Annotated in this window: 19 protein-coding genes; all 19 read left to right on the top strand. The window is 68.4% G+C overall.

Translation table 11 applies throughout. The features are described 5' to 3' along the window. Positions 1 to 329 precede the first annotated feature (329 nt). The 19 genes from QQK43_RS20345 (at position 330) to QQK43_RS20255 (ending at position 17,610) form a co-directional block, all read left to right on the top strand. Positions 330 to 938: an RNA polymerase sigma factor gene (locus QQK43_RS20345; RefSeq protein ID WP_234266950.1), complete on the top strand. Its 609-nt coding sequence runs from the start codon at positions 330 to 332 to the stop codon at positions 936 to 938. Next, positions 935 to 2,008 carry a FecR family protein gene (locus tag QQK43_RS20340; RefSeq protein WP_234266949.1) on the top strand — a complete coding sequence of 358 codons (1,074 nt, stop codon included), beginning with the start codon at positions 935 to 937 and terminating at the stop codon, positions 2,006 to 2,008. The genes QQK43_RS20345 and QQK43_RS20340 overlap by 4 nt, the downstream gene beginning before the upstream one ends. Positions 2,009 to 2,662: 654 nt before the next feature. Next, positions 2,663 to 2,959, top strand: coding sequence for a hypothetical protein (locus QQK43_RS20335; protein ID WP_284309230.1), 297 nt, complete (start codon positions 2,663 to 2,665; stop codon positions 2,957 to 2,959). A gap of 16 nt (positions 2,960 to 2,975) precedes the next feature. Continuing rightward, complete coding sequence (locus QQK43_RS20330) at positions 2,976 to 4,622, top strand: PepSY-associated TM helix domain-containing protein (RefSeq protein ID WP_234266947.1); 1,647 nt, start codon at positions 2,976 to 2,978, stop codon at positions 4,620 to 4,622. Beyond that, positions 4,619 to 4,933: an iron transporter gene (locus QQK43_RS20325; RefSeq protein WP_234266945.1), complete on the top strand. Its 315-nt coding sequence runs from the start codon at positions 4,619 to 4,621 to the stop codon at positions 4,931 to 4,933. The genes QQK43_RS20330 and QQK43_RS20325 overlap by 4 nt, the downstream gene beginning before the upstream one ends. Continuing rightward, positions 4,930 to 5,751, top strand: a complete 822-nt coding sequence (locus QQK43_RS20320; protein WP_234266943.1) for a DUF3325 domain-containing protein — start codon at positions 4,930 to 4,932, stop codon at positions 5,749 to 5,751. The genes QQK43_RS20325 and QQK43_RS20320 overlap by 4 nt, the downstream gene beginning before the upstream one ends. 1 nt (position 5,752) lies before the next feature. Next, the gene (locus QQK43_RS20315; protein WP_234266942.1) at positions 5,753 to 6,103 is read left to right on the top strand and encodes a hypothetical protein; all 351 of its coding nucleotides are present in this window, start codon (positions 5,753 to 5,755) and stop codon (positions 6,101 to 6,103) included. 59 nt (positions 6,104 to 6,162) lie between these two features. Then, positions 6,163 to 6,741 carry a DUF6162 family protein gene (locus tag QQK43_RS20310; RefSeq protein ID WP_234266940.1) on the top strand — a complete coding sequence of 193 codons (579 nt, stop codon included), beginning with the start codon at positions 6,163 to 6,165 and terminating at the stop codon, positions 6,739 to 6,741. An 80-nt stretch (positions 6,742 to 6,821) separates the two neighbouring features. Continuing rightward, entirely contained in the window at positions 6,822 to 7,757 is a 936-nt protein-coding gene (locus QQK43_RS20305) for a metal ABC transporter solute-binding protein, Zn/Mn family (protein WP_284309228.1), read from the top strand. An 11-nt stretch (positions 7,758 to 7,768) separates the two neighbouring features. Further along, positions 7,769 to 8,539: a metal ABC transporter ATP-binding protein gene (locus tag QQK43_RS20300; protein WP_284309227.1), complete on the top strand. Its 771-nt coding sequence runs from the start codon at positions 7,769 to 7,771 to the stop codon at positions 8,537 to 8,539. Beyond that, positions 8,536 to 9,438 carry a metal ABC transporter permease gene (locus tag QQK43_RS20295; RefSeq protein ID WP_234266937.1) on the top strand — a complete coding sequence of 301 codons (903 nt, stop codon included), beginning with the start codon at positions 8,536 to 8,538 and terminating at the stop codon, positions 9,436 to 9,438. The genes QQK43_RS20300 and QQK43_RS20295 overlap by 4 nt, the downstream gene beginning before the upstream one ends. Then, positions 9,435 to 10,301, top strand: a complete 867-nt coding sequence (locus QQK43_RS20290; protein ID WP_234266936.1) for a metal ABC transporter solute-binding protein, Zn/Mn family — start codon at positions 9,435 to 9,437, stop codon at positions 10,299 to 10,301. The genes QQK43_RS20295 and QQK43_RS20290 overlap by 4 nt, the downstream gene beginning before the upstream one ends. A gap of 55 nt (positions 10,302 to 10,356) precedes the next feature. Then, entirely contained in the window at positions 10,357 to 10,995 is a 639-nt protein-coding gene (locus QQK43_RS20285) for a hypothetical protein (protein WP_370465321.1), read from the top strand. Then, positions 10,995 to 12,197, top strand: a complete 1,203-nt coding sequence (locus QQK43_RS20280) for an efflux RND transporter periplasmic adaptor subunit (RefSeq protein WP_284309226.1) — start codon at positions 10,995 to 10,997, stop codon at positions 12,195 to 12,197. Before QQK43_RS20285 ends, QQK43_RS20280 begins: the two co-directional genes overlap by 1 nt. Next, positions 12,194 to 14,188 (top strand): ABC transporter permease, encoded by a 1,995-nt coding sequence (locus QQK43_RS20275; protein ID WP_284309225.1) that lies wholly within the window; start codon positions 12,194 to 12,196, stop codon positions 14,186 to 14,188. The genes QQK43_RS20280 and QQK43_RS20275 overlap by 4 nt, the downstream gene beginning before the upstream one ends. Positions 14,189 to 14,196: 8 nt before the next feature. Beyond that, positions 14,197 to 15,621 carry an efflux transporter outer membrane subunit gene (locus tag QQK43_RS20270; protein ID WP_234266933.1) on the top strand — a complete coding sequence of 475 codons (1,425 nt, stop codon included), beginning with the start codon at positions 14,197 to 14,199 and terminating at the stop codon, positions 15,619 to 15,621. After that, on the top strand, positions 15,618 to 16,310 hold the full coding sequence (locus QQK43_RS20265; RefSeq protein WP_234266932.1) for an energy transducer TonB: 693 nt from the start codon (positions 15,618 to 15,620) through the stop codon (positions 16,308 to 16,310). Before QQK43_RS20270 ends, QQK43_RS20265 begins: the two co-directional genes overlap by 4 nt. Positions 16,311 to 16,364: 54 nt before the next feature. Continuing rightward, positions 16,365 to 17,177 (top strand): MotA/TolQ/ExbB proton channel family protein, encoded by an 813-nt coding sequence (locus QQK43_RS20260; protein WP_234266931.1) that lies wholly within the window; start codon positions 16,365 to 16,367, stop codon positions 17,175 to 17,177. A 1-nt stretch (position 17,178) separates the two neighbouring features. Then, on the top strand, positions 17,179 to 17,610 hold the full coding sequence (locus QQK43_RS20255) for an ExbD/TolR family protein (protein WP_234266930.1): 432 nt from the start codon (positions 17,179 to 17,181) through the stop codon (positions 17,608 to 17,610). The last annotated feature ends 125 nt before the right edge of the window (positions 17,611 to 17,735 follow it).

Genomic DNA, 17,735 nt, shown 5'->3' with positions numbered 1-17,735 from the left:
GCTCGATCACCCCAGCCGCTACCAAACTGCACGGGCCGGTCTGGCCGCCTCAACGGCGGCCACACTCTACCGCGCCAGTCAGATATGAAGATACAAGTCGCGCGCTCTCGCGTGGTGGATGGGGCTGCGCCAGGGGGCTCAACGGGCGACGCGGCGCTCGCATGCGGGAGACTGGGAACATTTTTCATAGCCAGTTGATGGATGCGAATTGTTCTCAGTAAAATAAGCGCCGTCATGGTCACCTCATCTCGCTCGCCCCACGCTGCTTCTTGGCCCTTGAAGGGGCGGGGGGGCGTCGTGGCACGGCCTCTTGCCAGGGCGTATCGGGCGTGAAGCGGGATCTGGCACTGGACAATGGCCAGCTGTCCGGCCTCTACGAGCGCTGGCGCCTGCCGGTGGCGCGCATGCTGCGGCGCTACCTGGGGTCACCGGCTGAGGTGGACGATGCCGCGCAAGAGGTGTTCGTGCGTTTGGCCGCTGCGGGCAAATCCATTCCTCTCGCCGAAGAGCAGCCCTATTTGCGCCGCGCGGCACGCAATGTGGCCATCGACGGTTGGCGAAAGAGTGCCGACCGCGAGCGTCTCCAGCGTGTGTCGCTGGATGCCGAGCACGAAGAGTCAGGCCTGCAGACCGACGGCGACCACACGGCGGCGCAGGCCGACCGCCAGCAGATGATGAACCGCCTCGACGAAGCGCTGCGGGAGCTGCCGGCACGCCAGCGCGAGGCGTTCCTGCTGCACCGCATTGAAGGCTACACGGTGGACGAGACCGCCGGGCGCATGGGCATTTCCACGCGCATGGCGGTCAAGCATCTGAGCAGGGCATTGGCGTATTGCCAGGTGCGAGTCGTCTATGCCAGCAGCGAGCAGATGCGGCAGGCACAGGCCGCGAACGGCCGCGCCTGTGGTGGGTGCGAGGACGAAGAGGGCGGGGCATGACATACAGGCCCCTGCCCGAAGGGTTGACGCTGGATGCGCTGCTGGCGCTGCACGAGCAGGCTGCGGATTGGTACGTGCGTCGCCTGCAGCCTGGCTGGACGAGCAGCGATGAGCGGGCGCTGGAGGTCTGGCTTGAGGCCGACCCGGTACGCCGGGAGATCATGGCGGGGCTGGACAGCACCTGGCAGCAGGCCGACCTGCTCAAGGCGCCCCGTTTGCGAGCCTCGGGTGCGCATGGCGATGCGCCCGTCTCTGGACAGAACCCTCGACCTGCGCCCGTTGACGCTCCGCGTGGCGAGAGGGCGGCCTGGACGCCTTTCCCGCTGTCTTTTTCGCGTCGGGGGTTTCTGGTCCCTGCGCTCGCCGTGGCCGGCGTTGCGCTGGTCGCCGGTGGCTGGCAGCGCTGGGATGCGACGGCCAACTACAGCCTCGATATCGCCACCGGGGGGCGCGAAACCCGCACGCTCGATCTGCCGGATGGCTCGCGCATCGACCTGAACGTTGCCAGCGCGCTGAGGGTGCGTTTCTACCCGCGCCGGCGGGAAGTGGTTTTGAACCGCGGAGAGGCTTTTTTTCAGGTGGCTGCTGATGCGGATCGGCCTTTCACGGTTGACAGCGGTCCGAGCCGGGTGCGTGTGGTCGGGACGGCCTTCAATGTTCGTGCCGCGCCGCCTCAACTGGTCGTCAAGGTGCTGGAAGGGCGGGTGGAAGTCCGGCCGGATCATCGCGAGCCGGCGGGTGCGGTGCTGTTGCTGCGTCAGGGGAGCGGTGTGGGCATTGACCCATCTTCCGGACGGTATCGAAGCCTGAGCCTGGCGCCGGAAACCGTGGGAAGCTGGCGTTCGGGCCAGGTCCATTTCAGCCGGACACCATTGGAGGAAGTCGCGCAGGAGTTGGCCACCTATCTGGGGCAACCGGTGGTGGTGGCGGGGGCCGATTTGAAGTCAGTGCCCATCTCCGGGTTCCTGGCTGTCCAGTCGCCCGAGGATTTCATCCAGGCCCTGCCCGACGTGGTGCCGGTGCGGGTCGACCGCCTGGCGGACGGCAGTTGGCGCATTGCGCGGCGCTGAGCCGAAGGGCAACAGCCGCTGCCTGTTCTGAAGGCGGTTGAGGACATGGCCGGCTGACAGGTTCTCCCACGCGGTGAGATGGCGCCCGCTCAGTTCCAGGCCCACGTCTTTGTTCATCCCCTTTCGGCATGCCCCCTGGCAGCCGGGGACTGCGCGCACCGAACCCAGCTGATGCAGCGCTGGCAGCGGCCGTGGGGCAAAGTGTCCTTGGCGCTGAGGGCGCGCGATCGGCCGTTGACGGAAAAAAATTGGGCGGACGGGTTCCATGTTTGGGCGCTTTTCCGTTCTTCCTTATGAGGGCTCGCCAATCTGGGCGGGCCTGGGCTGCCAGCCAAGGACTCCCAGGACATCGGTCCTGTCCCCGCCAACAGCCACACATCCGGTGTATGCCGGGTACGCAAGATGGCTGGCGCCCCTTGGTCTCCCGTGTTCGTGCGGGTCGTGAACTTGGGGTCCGCGTTTCTCGTGCCTGGTGCTCATGACGAAAGAAGGGGCATGGGACAGAGTCAATGGGGTGGCAAGGCGGGGCCAGTGACCCGGTGGATGGGATCGGGCTTGGTCTCTGCGGCCGTCGCAGCGGGCCTGGGTTTGTGTGCCTGGCCGGCGGTTGCCCAGGGGGCATCGGCTTCGCAGCCGATGCAACCGGAGCCCGCGATGGAGCGCCGGGTGCAGGTCAGCATTCCTTCTCAGCCTTTGCTGGCGGCGTTGCGTGCCTTCGGCCTGCAGACCCAGTCCCAGGTGCTTTTTCCCGATGACGTCCCGGGTGGAGATCAGCGTTCCGCGGCGGTGCACGGTGTCTACGAACCGCGCGAGGCGTTGGAGCGGATGCTGGCGCCGACGCGGGTGGTGATCACGGCGGCCCGGCCGGGCGCGTTTGCGCTCAAGGCGGTGGCCTCTTTGACGCGAGACGGTAGCGGGCCGCGCATGCAGCCTGTGGCTCTGCGTCCTTGAAACGGAGTTTTTGTTTATGCATTCGTCGCTTCGCCAATCCATGGCCTGGTTGCACACCTGGAGCGGTGTGATCGTGGGCTGGGTGCTGTTCTTTGTGTTTGTGACAGGGACGGCTGGCTACTTCCAGTACGAGATCACGCGCTGGATGCAGCCTGAGCGTCCGCTGGTGCAGAAAACCCCCTCCGATGCGGTGGCTACCGAGCGCATGCTGGGGCTGGCGCTGGACCGCCTGGAGCAGGTGGCGCCGGGCGCGGCCAACTGGCGCATCACGCTGCCGCACGAATCGCTGGCGCCGCGGGGCTGGCAGGATTTTTCGATCCGCTGGGAAGAGGTTCCCCCGGAGGGGCACGACTTCGGTGCCACGGGCAGTGAGCAGCTCGATCCCGTTTCCGGCGACCTGGCCGCTGCCGGCCCCGAACCGCGCGACACCGCGGGTGGTCACGGGCTCTACCGCATGCACTACGCCCTGCACTACGTGCCGTACACCTGGGGCTATTACATCGTCGGTGTCTGCACCATGCTGATGCTGCTGGCCATCGTCAGCGGTGTGATCACCCACAAGAAAATCTTCAAGGACTTCTTCACGTTCCGTCCCGGCAAGGGGCAGCGTTCGTGGCTCGATGCGCACAACGCCGTCAGCGTGATGGCGCTGCCGTTCTTTCTGATGATCACCTACAGCGGTTTGGTGTTCTTCCTGTTCACCTACATGCCGGCGGGGCGCGATGTGCTGTACGGCAGCGATCCGCAGAGCGAGGAGGCGTTCTACGACGAGCTGTTTGATCGCAACAAGGTCAAGCTGGCGATCACACGGCCGGCGGCGAAGCTGGCCCCCCTGGTGGCCAAGGCCGAGGGTGAATGGGGGGCGGGCAGCGTGCGTTCCGTCGAGGTGGCAGCTTTCGAGGGCCAGCCGGAGACCGTCACTGTCCACCGCGTTTACGGCGGGTCGCTGGATTTCTGGAATGCGCCCCACATGCGTTTCGATGCACAGACGGGTGAAGCATTGCCGCCAGAGCCCCGCACCGGCGGCGAGGCGGGTCTGACGCAGAGTGTGCTGTTCAACCTGCACGAAGGGCTGTTTGCGGGCGTGTGGGGGCGCTGGGTCTACTTTGTGGCCGGTTTGCTGGGCTGCGCCATGATCGGCACAGGCTTGGTGCTCTGGACGGTCAAGCGCCGCAAGCACCATCTGGCGAGTGGCCGCGAGGGGGCTGAGGACTTGGGCGTGCGCCTTGTGGAAACCCTGAATGTGGCCACCATTGCCGGCCTGCCGCTGGCGGTGGCTGCGTACTTCTGGGCCAACCGGTTGTTGCCGATCGATTTGGCCGATCGGGGGGCGTGGGAATTTCACAGCCTGTTTGCCGTCTGGCTGGGCGCACTGTTCTATGCGTTGTCGAGGCCGCTGGCGCGCGCCTGGGTCGAATTGCTGTGGGGCAGTTGCGCTGCCTACGCCCTGGTGCCCGTGCTGAATGCGCTGACCACCGACAAGCACCTGGGCAAGACGCTGCCGGCTGGCGATTGGGTGCTGGCGGGTTTCGACCTGACGATGTGGGGCATGGCTGCCTTGTTGGCCATGATGGCGGTGAAGGTGCAGCGCCGGTTGACCGTGCCGGCCCGACCCCAGCCTGTCCCCATGGCTGGCACGGCGCTGGAAGAGGGGGCGGCATGAGCACGACCATGGCCAAGAAAGGGGTGCTCACCGCGGGCTACCGCTGGCGAGTGGCTTCGCGGGTCGCTGCGGCCGCCCTCGGGGGGTACGCGCTGGCCTCGGCCGCCACGGTTCTGCTGAGCCTGCTTTGGCCGGCTCCCAAAGCCCAGGCCGTCCTGTGGGCCACCATGCTGAGTTTTGCGATCTACACCGTGGCGGTGATCTGGGTGATCCACACATCCAGCCTCAAGCGGGCCTGGGCAGGCATGGTCCTCGGCACGCTGGTGCTCTCGATGCTGGCCTGGTGGCTCAAGAGTGGGGGGGCGGCATGATGGCTGTGCACCTGACGATTCTGGTGATCAGCGTGCTCGGGTTCTTTGCACTGGCCCTGGCGACGGAGCGCCATGCAGAACACCTGCTGCGGCGTTTGCCGGCGCCGCCGGTTCGGCATGTGGCGCGCGCGGTGGGGTGGGGGCTGCTGGCGCTTTCGCTGGCGCTGGGTATCACCTACATGGACGTGGGTGTGGGCATCGCACTCTGGCTGGGTTGGCTGAGCATTGCGGCGCTGGCGCTGGTGTTTGGACTGCCCAAATGGCCTTGGCAGCCAACCGCTCGTGCGCATCATGCGCGCCAGCCCAAGAAGGGTGAGCCAACGTTGTCCCCTGTGCCCATGGGTGCGCGCCGGCGCTGGACGGTGCTGGCGCTGCTGGCCGCCGTCCCGGTCGTCTATGGGCTGGCGCTGGCGGCCACCTCGGTGAAGCCGCTGATGCGGGACGACGCGGTTGCCGGCCAGGTGGGGCCATGGACGTTTCGCCTGGCCGAGAGCGAACAGCGTGTGCCCGAACTGGTGGCCATGGACATCCCCATGAAGTCCTACCACGTGCGCTTCTGTTCCGAGTGCGATGAACAGATTCGCGCCGCTTACTTGAAAGTGAACAAGCCGCGTTCGCTGCGCGCGCCGGGCATCGTGCTGGGGGGGATGCGCTGGGACCGATCGGTCTTGATCCAGTTGCCGGCCAACACCACGGCAGACAGTGAACTGTGGCTCACGGTGGTGGGCAAGAACGGCGATACGCACCAGACATCGGTGCGCATGGGGGATGTGTCACCGGCGACGGTGGCCTGGTTTACCGCACGAGAAGGGAAATGACATGAACCGTAGGAATCAGAGCGCCCGCTGGGCCGGACAGACCCTGGTGGGAATGGTGCTGCTGGCGGGCAGTGCGGCCTGGGCGCACAACCCGGTGATCGAATGCAAGCAGGTGTCGGCCGACACCATCGTCTGCCGCGGGGGATTTTCCGACGGCAGTCTGGCGCCGGGGGTCAAGCTTGACGTGGTCGGCTATGACGACAAGGTGCTGGCGGCGGGCAAGCTGGGCAAAGACTCCACCCTGAGCTTCAAGAAGCCCAAAGGCGAATTTTTCGTGCTGTTCGATGCCGGCCCAGGCCACATCGTCGAAGTCGATCACGCGGAAATCCCCACCGGGGCAGCGCCCAAATGACGGCGGCGGGCGCGACGGTGCAGGTTGTGCGCCCCGCGGGGGCGGGTCACGAGACCACCGTGGTCTTGGCCGCCTGTGCGCTCATCCTCGCGGTGGCCGGTACGGTGGTGTCGCTGCGTGCCACCCGCGATGTGAGCCAGGGCGTGGCTGCGCACCAGGTGGACGCTCGGCGCGACCTGTCGCCGGCCGAGCAGGGCCTGTATGCCGATCTGCGCGTGGCGCTGGACGAGATCGAGGCCGACAGAGGCGATGCGGACGCGGTGCCCACGGTGGCGGCGCTGGCCGAGTGGGGCTTGCCGCCGTTCGTGCAGGACCCGAGCAGCGCGCGGCGCGGCGGCCACACCTGGACGCTGCAGACAGACGGGGCGGCCAGGGCCTACGTGGGGTTGAGTGCTGACACCGAGGTCGCCGGTTCGCTGCTGATGCGTGTGGTGCCGCCGGGGGCCGAGGGCGCCGAAGACCGGCATGGTCACGGCACCGGCAGCACGGCGGATGAGGCCCATGGCGAGCCGGATGTGTGGTTCCACCGCACAGCGGCCGCCGCTCCCTCGGCGCTGGACGATGCCGGGCTGACCCGGGCGGGCTGGCGCCAGATCGCCGCCCGTTTCGATGCCGGCGTGACGCGGCAGCGGCGCTAGCGCCGCGCGCGATCTTCGACCGTTTCCATTCTTTTCCGCTGTTTTGTCACAGCGCCACCCTTCCTTTGCGTGAGTTGCCCATGACCACACAGTTCCAACGTCGCCGTCTGCTGCAAGCCGGCCTGTCTTTGTCCGGCCTGCTGATGTTGTCTCCCATGTCGGCGCAGGCCGCCGGGCGCATGCGTGTCGGCGTCACCCTGCATCCCTACTACAGCTATGTCACCAACATCGTGGGCGACAAGGCCGACGTGGTGCCGCTGATCCCGGCGGGTTTCAACCCGCATGCTTACGAGCCGCGTGCCGAGGACATTCAGCGCATCGGCAGTCTCGACGTGGTCGTGCTCAACGGGGTGGGCCACGATGACTTTGCCGACCGCATGATCGCGGCCAGCAGCAAACCCAAGCTGCCGGTCATCGAAGCCAACGCCCAGGTGCCACTGCTGGCGGCCGTGGGCGCGGCCGGCCGTGGCAAGGACACATCGGGACAGGTCGTCAACCCGCACACCTTCCTGTCGGTGGCCGCGTCGATCGCGCAGGTCAACACCATCGCTCGCGAACTGGGCAAGCTCGACCCGGCCAACGCCGAGACCTACCGCACCAACGCGCGCGCCTACACGCAAAGACTGCGCAAGCTGCGCGCCGACGCGCTGGCGCAATTGACCAAGGCGCCGGGCGCCAGCCTGCGCGTGGCGACCATCCACGGCGCCTACGACTACCTGCTGCGCGAATTCGGTCTGGAAGTGACTGCTGTCGTCGAGCCGGCGCACGGTATCGACCCCAGCCCCGCGCAGCTCAAGGCCACCATCGACATGCTGCGCAATCTGGATGTGAAGGTGATCTTCTCCGAGGTGGATTTCCCCTCCACCTATGTCGACACGATTCGCCGCGAAACCGGGGTGCGTCTGTACGCATTGACCCACATTTCCTACGGCGAATACACGAAAGACAAATTCGAGAAGGACACGGCGCACAACCTCGCCACCGTGGTCAGGGCCATCCAGGAGGCCGGGGCGTGAGGGCCTTGGGCATGACAGGTCCCGCCATCACGCTCGAACGCGTTTCGCTGCGGCTGGGCCAGACGGCGGTGCTGCGCGAGGTGTCGCTGCATGTGGCGCCCGGCAGCGTGCACGCGCTGGTGGGCCCCAACGGGGCGGGCAAGAGCTCGCTGGTCAAGACCCTGCTGGGGCAGACGCCGCACGAAGGCGCCGTCAAGATCGAGTGGCCGGGCACGGCTGTCGGCACGGTCGGCTACGTGCCGCAGGCGCTGGCCTTCGACGCCGGCCTGCCGCTGACGGTGGACGATTTCATGGCCACCATGACGCAGCGCAAGCCGGCGTTCCTGGGTTTCTCGGCACTGCGCTCGCGCGAGATCGGCGAGGCCCTGGCGCGCGTGGGCATGGCCGACAAGCGCCGTCGCCGCATGGGGGCGCTCTCGGGGGGGGAGCGCCAGCGTGTGTTGCTGGCCCAGGGCATGGTGCCGATGCCGGCGCTGCTGGTGCTCGACGAACCGCTGGCCGCGCTCGATGAGGCGGGCGTGCAGGTGTTTGAACAGCTTTTGGCCGACTTCCGGCAGGCCGGTGTCACCGTGCTGTGGATCGAGCACGATCTGCAGGCGGTGGCCCGCCTGGCGGACAGCGTGACCGGCCTGAACCGCCAGGTGCTGTTCAGTGGGCCGCCGTCCGAGGTGCTGACGCCCGAGGCGCTGCTCGACCTGTTCTCCACACGGCCGCGTGCGCCCGTCGCACCGCCGGCCGCGCCGTCGCCCCAGCCGGTGCGGGCCGAGGAGGCGCTCGCATGAACGCCATCGACACCCTGCGCATCGCCATCCAGGGCTGGGCCGAGGCGGGTGCGCTGCCGCAGGTGTTCACCTACGGCTTCGTCGTCAACGCCGTGCTGGCGGGCCTGGTCATTGGCCCGGTGCTGGGCGGCCTGGGCACGCTGGTCGTGGTCAAGCGCTTCGCTTTCTTCTCCGAGGCCGTGGGCCACTCGGCGCTGACCGGCGTCGCCATCGGCATCCTGCTGGGCGAGCCTTACACAGGGCCCTACGGCGCGCTGTTCGGTTACTGCCTGCTCTTCGGCATCGGCCTGAACTACCTGCGCAACCGCACCGGGCTTACGCCCGACACGCTGATCGGCGTGTTCCTGTCGATCTCGCTCGCGCTGGGGGCCAGCCTGCTGCTGGTGCTCTCGGGGCGCATCAACATCCACATTCTGGAGAACGTGCTGTTCGGCTCCGTGCTCACGGTCAACAGCCAGGACCTTCTGGTGCTGGTCGTGGTGTCGTTGCTCACGCTGGCGCTGACCCTGCCCAACTACAACCGGCTGATGCTGGCCAGTTTCAACCCGCAACTGGCGGCCGTGCGCGGCGTGCCGGTCAAGGCCATGGACTATCTGTTCGTGGTGCTGGTGACCGTGGTCACGGTGGCGTCGGTCAAGGTGATCGGGGCCATCCTGGTGGGCGCGTTGCTGGTCATTCCGGCCGCAGCGGCGCGGCTGCTGAGCCAGTCGCTGCGGGGGTTCTTCTGGCTCAGCGTGCTGATCGCCACGTTGAGCACGCAGGCCGGGATCCTGCTGCCGATCGAGTTTGCACTGCCGCTGCCTTCGGGCGCCGCCATCATCCTGGTGGCTGGCGGTGCGTTTCTGCTGGCCACGCTGGTGCGCGGCCTGGTGCCGAGTTTGAGAGGAATGCCATCGTGAAGCGCCGTCTGTTTGTCTGTCTCGCTGCCGCTGCGGCGTTTTCCAGCGGGGCCGCTTCGGCTGCCGAGCCGGCCACGAAGAGCCGTGTGCTCACCTCGCACCCGGTGGTGCACGCGCTGTCGGCGCAACTGGCGCAGGGCAGCGGGATCGAGGTCGTGCGCGCAGCGCCCGCCAGACTGCCTCCGGCGCGGCAGGTGGCTTACTTTGAAGGGCGCGGCGCGGCCGCGCTGGCGAAGGTGGCCGCCGACGCTGACGCGGCCATCGGTTTGCGTTCGCTGTGGCCGCAGGACCCGCTGTACCCGCTGGCACGCCGCACGAACATCCGTGTCGTCGAGATCGACGCCGCACGGCCAGTGGATGGCGCACTGCCCGGTCTGGCGTTGCAGCCCGGCGCCGACATCGGCTCCTATCCCTGGCTGCACACGGTGAACCTGGGCCGCATGGCGGACATCGTGGGGGGCGAAATGGAGCGGCTGGTACCGGGGGCGGCGCCGGCGGTGGCGCGCAACCTGGCGGCGCTCAAGCAACGGCTGGTGGCCCTGTCGGCCAAGACCGAGAGTGACCTGCTGAGCGCGCCGAACGTGGCGGTGATTTCGCTGTCGCCGCGCCTGGACCACTTCGTGGCAGGCTTCAACCTGGAGCCGGTCAGGGTGGCCGAGAACATCGATGCCGATGCACTGACCCGTGTGATTCGCCGCGAGCAGGTGGCCGTCGTGTTGCATCACGAGGAGCTGGCGCCGGAACTGGCGCGCGCCGTGACAGCGGCGGGGGCAACCGTCGTGGTGGTCGAAACGGCTGGGGAAGACCCGGTGTCGGAGATTGAAGGCAACGCCCGCCGGCTCGTTCAGGCACTGCGTCCTTGAACAGGACCATGAACCCTGGGTGGACCGAGGTATTGGCAGGAGAGGAATTCTGATCATGAAAACAATCGCTATCCGCCACAATGCGCAGCGTCTGGCTGCGTTGGCATGCTTGTGGCTCGCCGTGTCGATGCCTGCACGCGCCGATTACCTGTGGCTGCAGTCCGGTGACGGTCAGGTGCGGGTTTATGCCGGCGAACTGGGCAAGCCGCTGGCTTCCTGGCCGACCCTGGTGGATGCCAGGGCCGTCTCCCCCGACGGGGCGGTGGTGCCGCTCCAGAACAGCGCGAACCACCGGGCTTTTGCGCCGGCGTCGGGGAGCGACTCGCGCTTCACGGCCACGCGTGCCGGCGCTGATGGGGTGCTCACCCATTACCAGGCCCGTTGGGGCCGCACCGAAACCCAGGCCGTCAACGACCTCGAACTGGTGCCCACCGAGCCCAACGGCAACACCTTCCGGCTCGTTTTCAAAGGTAGGCCCGTGGCAGCCAGCCAGGTGAACGTGGATACCAGTGAAGGCTGGCACCGCACGCTCACGCCGGCCAAGGACGGCACCGTGAGCTTCAACCCCGCCTTTCCCGGCTTGTACGTGCTGGAAGTGACGGCGCGTGTCAACAACGGCTCGGTGACGCTGAACGGTCAGAAATACGACGACGTTCGCCACACCGCCACACTCAGTTTCGAGGTCACGAAGTAATGGTTGCACACGCTGTTCAACGCCGGCGGTGGACCGGCGGGGTTTTGCTCGCCCTGATGGTGGGTGTGCTGGTGATGGGGTGGCTCTGGTGGCGCCCGCCGCCGCTCCCGCAATGGCAAACGGCGCCGGTTCAATCCGGCCGTATCGAGGCCAGTGTGGCAGCCATTGGAACCTTGCAACCGTTGCATTCGGTGGATGTGGGCGCGCAGGTTTCTGGCCAGGTCACGCGGCTGCATGCCAAGGCTGGGGATGTGGTGGAGAAGGGGCAGTTGCTGGTCGAGATCGACGCCAGTGTTTTTGCTGCCACGGTGGAGGCCGGCAGGGCGCAACTGGCGGGTTTGCGGGCTCAGTTGGACGATGCCCGCGCACAGTGGGAACTGGCGCAACTGCAGCACGCCCGTCAGGAGCAGATGGCGCAGGACGGCTCCACCCGGCTGGATGACGTGCAGACGGCTGCTGCCACGCTCAAATCGGCGGCGGCGCGGGTTGCGCAGCACGAAGCGGGCATCGCGCAGACCGCGGCCAGCCTGCGCGCCGACGAGGCCCGGCTGGGCTACACGCGCATTTATGCCCCGATGGCCGGTACGGTGACCAGCCTGGAGGTCAAAGAGGGCCAGACGCTCAACGCCACCTACCAGACGCCGACGGTCTTGCGCATTGCGGACCTGGCGCGCATGACCGTGTGGACGGATGTGTCGGAGGCCGACATCCGGCTCGTGAAAGCCGGGCAACCCGCCTACTTCACCACCCTGGGGGCGGATCCCCAGGGGCGCGGTCAGCGCTGGAACGGCACGGTGCGCCAGGTGCTGCCTTCCCCGCCGGGGTCGGGGGCGGCCAAGGACGGTGAGCCGCCCGCCGCAGGCACCAAGGCCGTGCAGTACACCGTGTTGTTCGATGTGGAAAACGCCGACGGTGTGCTGATGCCGCAGATGACCGCCCAGGTGAACATCGTGACGGCGTCCGCGCAGGATGTGTTGACGGTGCCCGTGGCGGCGTTTCATCCGGTGGAAGGGTTGGCCGACCAATGGGAGGCCAGGGTGCTGGCCGAGGCGTCACCCGATCCCGTGGTCGAGGTGCGTCGGGTGCGCCTGGGGCGGCGGGACCGGCTCCAGGCCGAGGTGCTGGAAGGCCTGAAGGCGGGTGACCAGATCATTGTGGGCGAAGCTCCCGCCGCCGCTGGCTTCAGGAGGTTCCGGTGGTGAGCGAAGCCCAGGCGCGTCCGGCGGCAGCGGTGATCCCGCTGATCGAGCTGCAGGGCCTGCGCAAGCGGTTTGGCGGCGGGCTCTCCGGCCAGCCCGAGGTCGAGGTCTTGCACGGCGTCGATCTGCGCATCCACGCCGGTGAGTTCGTGGCCATCGTGGGGCAGTCGGGCTCGGGCAAGTCGACACTGATGAACATTCTGGGGTGCCTGGACCGTGCGAGCGAAGGGTGCTACCGCTTCAATGGCCTGGATGTGGCCGAACTCGGTGCCGATGAGCTCGCGTGGCTGCGCCGGGAAGCCTTTGGTTTTGTGTTTCAGGGCTACCACCTGATTGCCACCGACAGCGCGCACGAGAACGTGGAAATGCCGGCCATCTACGCGGGCATGGGCGAGGCGGCGCGTTCGGCACGTGCGGCGGCGCTGCTCGCGCGCCTGGGTCTGGCGGACAAAATGCACTTGCGCCCGGCCCAGCTCTCGGGGGGGCAGCAGCAGCGGGTGTCCATTGCGCGGGCGCTCATGAACGGAGGCCGCATCATCCTCGCCGATGAACCCACCGGCGCGCTGGACAGCAAGAGCGGCGCCGAGGTGATGGCGCTGCTGCACGAACTGGCGGACGCGGGCCACACCATCATCTTGATCACCCACGATCGCGAGGTGGCCGCGCAGGCGCAGCGGATCGTGGAGATTCGGGACGGCCAGATCGTCGGCGACAGCCTGACGCAGCCCGCGGGTGCGCAGGCGCTGGCGGCCCAGCCGGTGCCCGACACCGCGCTCGCACGCGAGGACCGGGGCACGCCGTGGGCGGCCGACCTGAGGGAGGCCTTTCGCTCGGCCTGGCGGTCCATGCGCACGCACCGCTCGCGCACGGCGCTGACCCTGCTGGGCATTGTGATCGGCGTGGTCTCGGTGATCGTGATGCTGGCCATCGGCATGGGCGCGCGCGAGGAGGTGGTGGCCCGCATGGGGTCCATGGGCGTCACCCTGATGTATGTCGGCAACCGCTCGCCACAGGGCGGCGGGCCGGTGGGGGTCGTGACGCTCGAAGAGGTCGCGGCCATGGAAAAGCTGCCCGGTGTGACACGGGTGATGCCCATGGCCCGGGACCCGGCCATGGTGCGCTATGGCAATGTGGCCTGGGAAGCCGACACCATCGCCGCCACCGATGCCTGGCCCGAGATCCACGACTGGCCCGTGGCCGAAGGGCGCTTCTTCACGCGCGCCGAGGACCACGATCTGGCCCCGGTGGTGGTGATCGGTGACAAGGTGCGCGAGCGGTTTTTTGGCGAGGGCTCCGGCGTGGGACAGCAGATGCTGATCGGCAACACACCGTTCATGGTGGTGGGGGTGATGAGCATCAAGGGCGCCGACAGCACCGGCCACAACCGCGACGACGTCGTGCTGGTGCCTTACCGCTCCGGCATCCTGCGGCTGTTCCCCGTTGGCCGCCGGTTCGACCCGCATTACACCGTGGTGCAGGCGGCCGATTCGGGCAGCGTGCACAGCGTGCAGAAAGCCATTGAGGCGCTTTTGCGCCAGCGCCATGGGCGCGAGGACTTCTACGTCTACAACTCGGCCGCTCGCTTGCTGGCCGAGGCGGAGGCCAAAGACTCCATGACCCTCATGCTCAGCCTGATCGCGGCGGTGTCGTTGGTGGTGGGGGGCATCGGCGTCATGAACGTGATGCTGATGACGGTCAAGGACCGCACGCGGGAGATCGGTATCCGCATCGCCACCGGCGCGCGCCAGCGCGACATCTTGCGCCAGTTCATCACCGAGTCTGTGCTGCTGACCATGGTGGGCGGGACGGTGGGCGTGGTGATCGGGCTGGTGATCGGCGCGGTGCTGGTGGCCTGGAGCGTGCCGATGGTGTTCTCCGCCTCGGCCATCCTGCTGGCGTTCGGCAGCGCGGTGGCCACAGGCCTGGTGTTCGGGTTCATGCCAGCACGGACGGCGGCGCGACTGGATCCAGTCGTCGCGCTGGCGGGGGAATGACGATGCAGATGAAAGTCTCTGTGCTGGCCATGGCCAGTGCGCTGCTGGCCTCGGGTTGTGCGGTGGACACACGACCGGCAGACATGACCGTGCCGGCGCTGCCCGCTCAGTGGGTGGCGGCCGGCCTGGCGACAGGTGCGGCGGGCGCTGTCCAGGAGGACTGGTGGCGAAGCTTCGGCAGCGCCGAACTGGACGCACTGGTCGAACGTGCCCGGGCGCAAAGCCACGACCTGGCGGCGGCGGTGGCCCGGGTGGGGCAGGCCGAAGCGGTGGCACGGGCGGCGGGTGCGGCGTCATGGCCGGCCCTGACGGGCCAATTGAACGCCAGCCGCGAAGGCCGGATCGATGGCCACGCCAGTGTGGCGGGAACGGCCTATGGGACCGGGCTCGCGGCCAGCTACGAAATCGATTTCTGGGGCCGTCAGCGGGCCGATCGCGAGGGTGCGAGCGCCAGCCTGCAAGCGAGCGTGTTCGACCGCGACACGGTGCGCTTGAGCGTGACGGCGGGCGTGGCCAATGCCTGGCTGGAGGCCGTTTCCCTGCGCGAGCGGGCGGCCATCGGCGAGCGCCAGTGGCGCGGTGCCGAGCGCCTGCTGGCGCTGGTGGAATCGCGGGTCCGCGCCGGCGCGGCACTGCCGTTGGAGCAGGCCCAGCAGCGCGGCCTGGTGGCGGCACAGCGGCGCAGCGTCGAAGCGCTGCGACAGGCATCGCAGGCCGCCGAGACGGCGGTGGCGCTGCTGATCGGACAGGCCGGCGGTGTGGCCATCGGGACCGCGTCGCTGGCCGCGCTGCGGGTGCCGTCCATCGATGCCGGCTTGCCGGCCGAGCTGCTGGTGCGCCGTCCGGACATCGCCCGCGCAGAGGCCCGACTGGTGGCCGCGCAGGCCGATGTGGCAGCCGCCCGGGCGGCCCTGTTGCCCAGCGTGACCCTGAGCGCGGGCATAAGCTCGGGCGGTGAGCGTCTGCGGCACGTGTGGGACAACCCCGTCTATGCCCTGGCCGTTGGCCTGGCGGCCCCGATCTTTGATGCCGGCCGTCTGGCCGCCAGCCGCGACCAGGCCCTGGCCCAGCGCGAAGAACTGCTGGCCGGCTACCGCGCGGCCATCGTCGCCGCGTTTGGCGACACGGCGAACGCGCTCAATACCCTGGCCGGCGTGGACGCGCAAGCCCGTGCGCAGGCCGATGAACTGGCCGAAGCGCAGCGCGCGCTCACGCTGGCCGAGAGCCGGTACCGCGCGGGCGCCGACACCTTGCTGACCCTGATCGATGCCCAGCGCACGCTGTATGCCGCTCAGGACGTGGCGGCACAGCTGCGGGCGCAGCGCCTGCAGGCCTCGGTGGCGCTGTACAAGGCGCTGGGCGGCGGCTGGAGCCGGGGCGCCAGCACCGTGACCGCCGCGCGGGCCACCGCCCCCACAGGAGTTTCTCCATGAGTTCTGCGTTGTCTCTGTCGCCGACGGTACCCCGCTGGAAGGACGGCGGCCCCACGTTGTTGGCTGTGACCGGGGTGCACGCGGCCCTGCTGGCCGCCGTGCTGGTGGGCCTGAGCGAGCCGGCCCCCGACCCCGTGACGCCACCCACGCTGTCGGGCGTGCTGGTGGTCGAAGCCCCGGAGCAGGTGGCGCCGCCCGAACCCCAGCCCGTCGTGCAGCCCCGGCCGCAGCCAGCCCCCCGTCCTCGGCCTGCGCCACCGGTGAAAGCGCCCGCCACAGAGCGGTCGATCACCGCGCCGGAGGCGCCGCCAGAACCCGTGCAGCCCGTACCGGTGGCCAGTCTGCCCGCACCGCCTGCGCCTGCCGCTGTGGCGCCTGTGGCCGAACCCGTCGCGGCCCCCGCTGTCGCGCCGCCCATCGCCAATGCCAGCCACCTGAACAACCCGGCGCCGGTCTACCCGTCACTTTCCCGCCGGCGTGGCGAGCAGGGCACGGTGCATCTTGACCTGCTGGTGCTGGCCGACGGCACTGTCGGCGACATCGGTCTGAAACGATCCAGCGGTTTTGCCGCGCTCGATCAGTCGGCACTCAAAGCGGTGGCTCGCTGGCGCTTTGTGCCAGCCAGCCAGGGGGGCGTGCCGCTCGACTGGCGCTATGTGTTGCCGGTGACCTTCGACCTCAAGCGCTGAACGGTTTTCGCGCTTTCTGTTTCTTTCCATCCATTCGACTTCAAGGACTTACCCATGGATGCCAATACCTCACCCTACGGCCTGGCCGCGCTCTGGAGCCAGGGCGATCTGGTGATCAAGACCGTTGCCGTCATGCTGCTGATCATGTCCATCGCCTCCTGGTGGTTGATCATCACGCGCAGCTGGCGGCTGATGAAGCTGCGCCGTGCCGCCAAGGCGGCCGCGGCCTTCTGGCACACCAAGAGCTTTGCCGAAGGCTTGCAGGCCTTGCAGGCACCCGGCACCCCGGCGCCCGAACTCAACCCCTTCCGCCACGTTGCGCTGGAGGGCCAGGCCGCCGTGGCCCACCACGCGGGCAACCAGGAGGACCTGCACGGCCAGTTGAGCCTGGCCGAGTGGGCCGCCGATGCGCTGCGTGGGGCCATTGATGACAGCGCCGAACGCCTGCGCTCGGGCTTGTCGATCCTGGCGTCGGTGGGGTCTACCGCGCCCTTCATCGGCCTGTTCGGCACGGTCTGGGGCATCTATCACGCGCTGGTGGGCATCGGCACGTCGGGCCAGGCCAGCATTGACCAGGTGGCAGGCCCCGTGGGTGAAGCGCTGATCATGACCGCCTTCGGCCTGGCCGTGGCGATTCCCGCCGTGCTGGGCTACAACGCGCTCAACCGCGGCAACCGCTCGCTGACGGGGCAGCTCAAGCGCTTTGCGCGCCAGTTGCATGCCTATTTCCTCACCGGCTCGCCGGTCACCCGCGCCGCGTCGGGCTCCGCAGGCCACGGCGCGGAATCCGCCCCCCAACCACCGGCTCGCCCGGCCGTGCGCGCCGGCACGGCGGTCAACGGATCGCTGGCGGCACAGGGGCGCTGACATGGCTTCGGCGATCAACGACTTCGACGACGGCGACGATGCCGATGTCAGCGACATCAACATGACCCCGCTGGTCGACGTGATGCTGGTGCTGCTCATCATCTTCATCATCACCGTGCCGGTGCTCACCCACTCGGTGAAACTCGACCTGCCGCGCGCGCAGGCCGAGGTGAACCGGGTGGAGCCGCAGACGGTGACGATCTCTGTCGATGCGCAGGGCCTGGCCCACTGGGACGAGGTGGCCGTGAGCGAGGCCGAGCTGGCGTCGCGGTTGCAGGCCGCGGCGCAGCAGCAGCCCCAGCCCGAGCTGCACATCCGGGGCGACCGCAAGGCCGAGTACGAATCGGTGCTGCAGGTCATGGCCGCCGCGCAGCGCGCCGGGGTGCTCAAGCTGGGCTTCGTGACCGAGCCAGGCGCGGTGTCGGGACCCTGATGCCTGCCGGGTGTGCGGGCATCCGGCGTCAGACCCGCTCGATGACCAGCGCAATGCCCTGCCCGACCCCGATGCACATGGTGCACAGCGCGTAGCGCCCGCCCGTGGTGTGCAGCCGGTTGACC

It is taken from the genome of Hydrogenophaga electricum (genome assembly GCF_030160815.1).
Lineage (GTDB): Bacteria > Pseudomonadota > Gammaproteobacteria > Burkholderiales > Burkholderiaceae_C > Hydrogenophaga > Hydrogenophaga electricum.
Note: the sequence above shows the minus strand (reverse complement) of the source record. Positions and strands in the feature narration are given on the sequence as shown.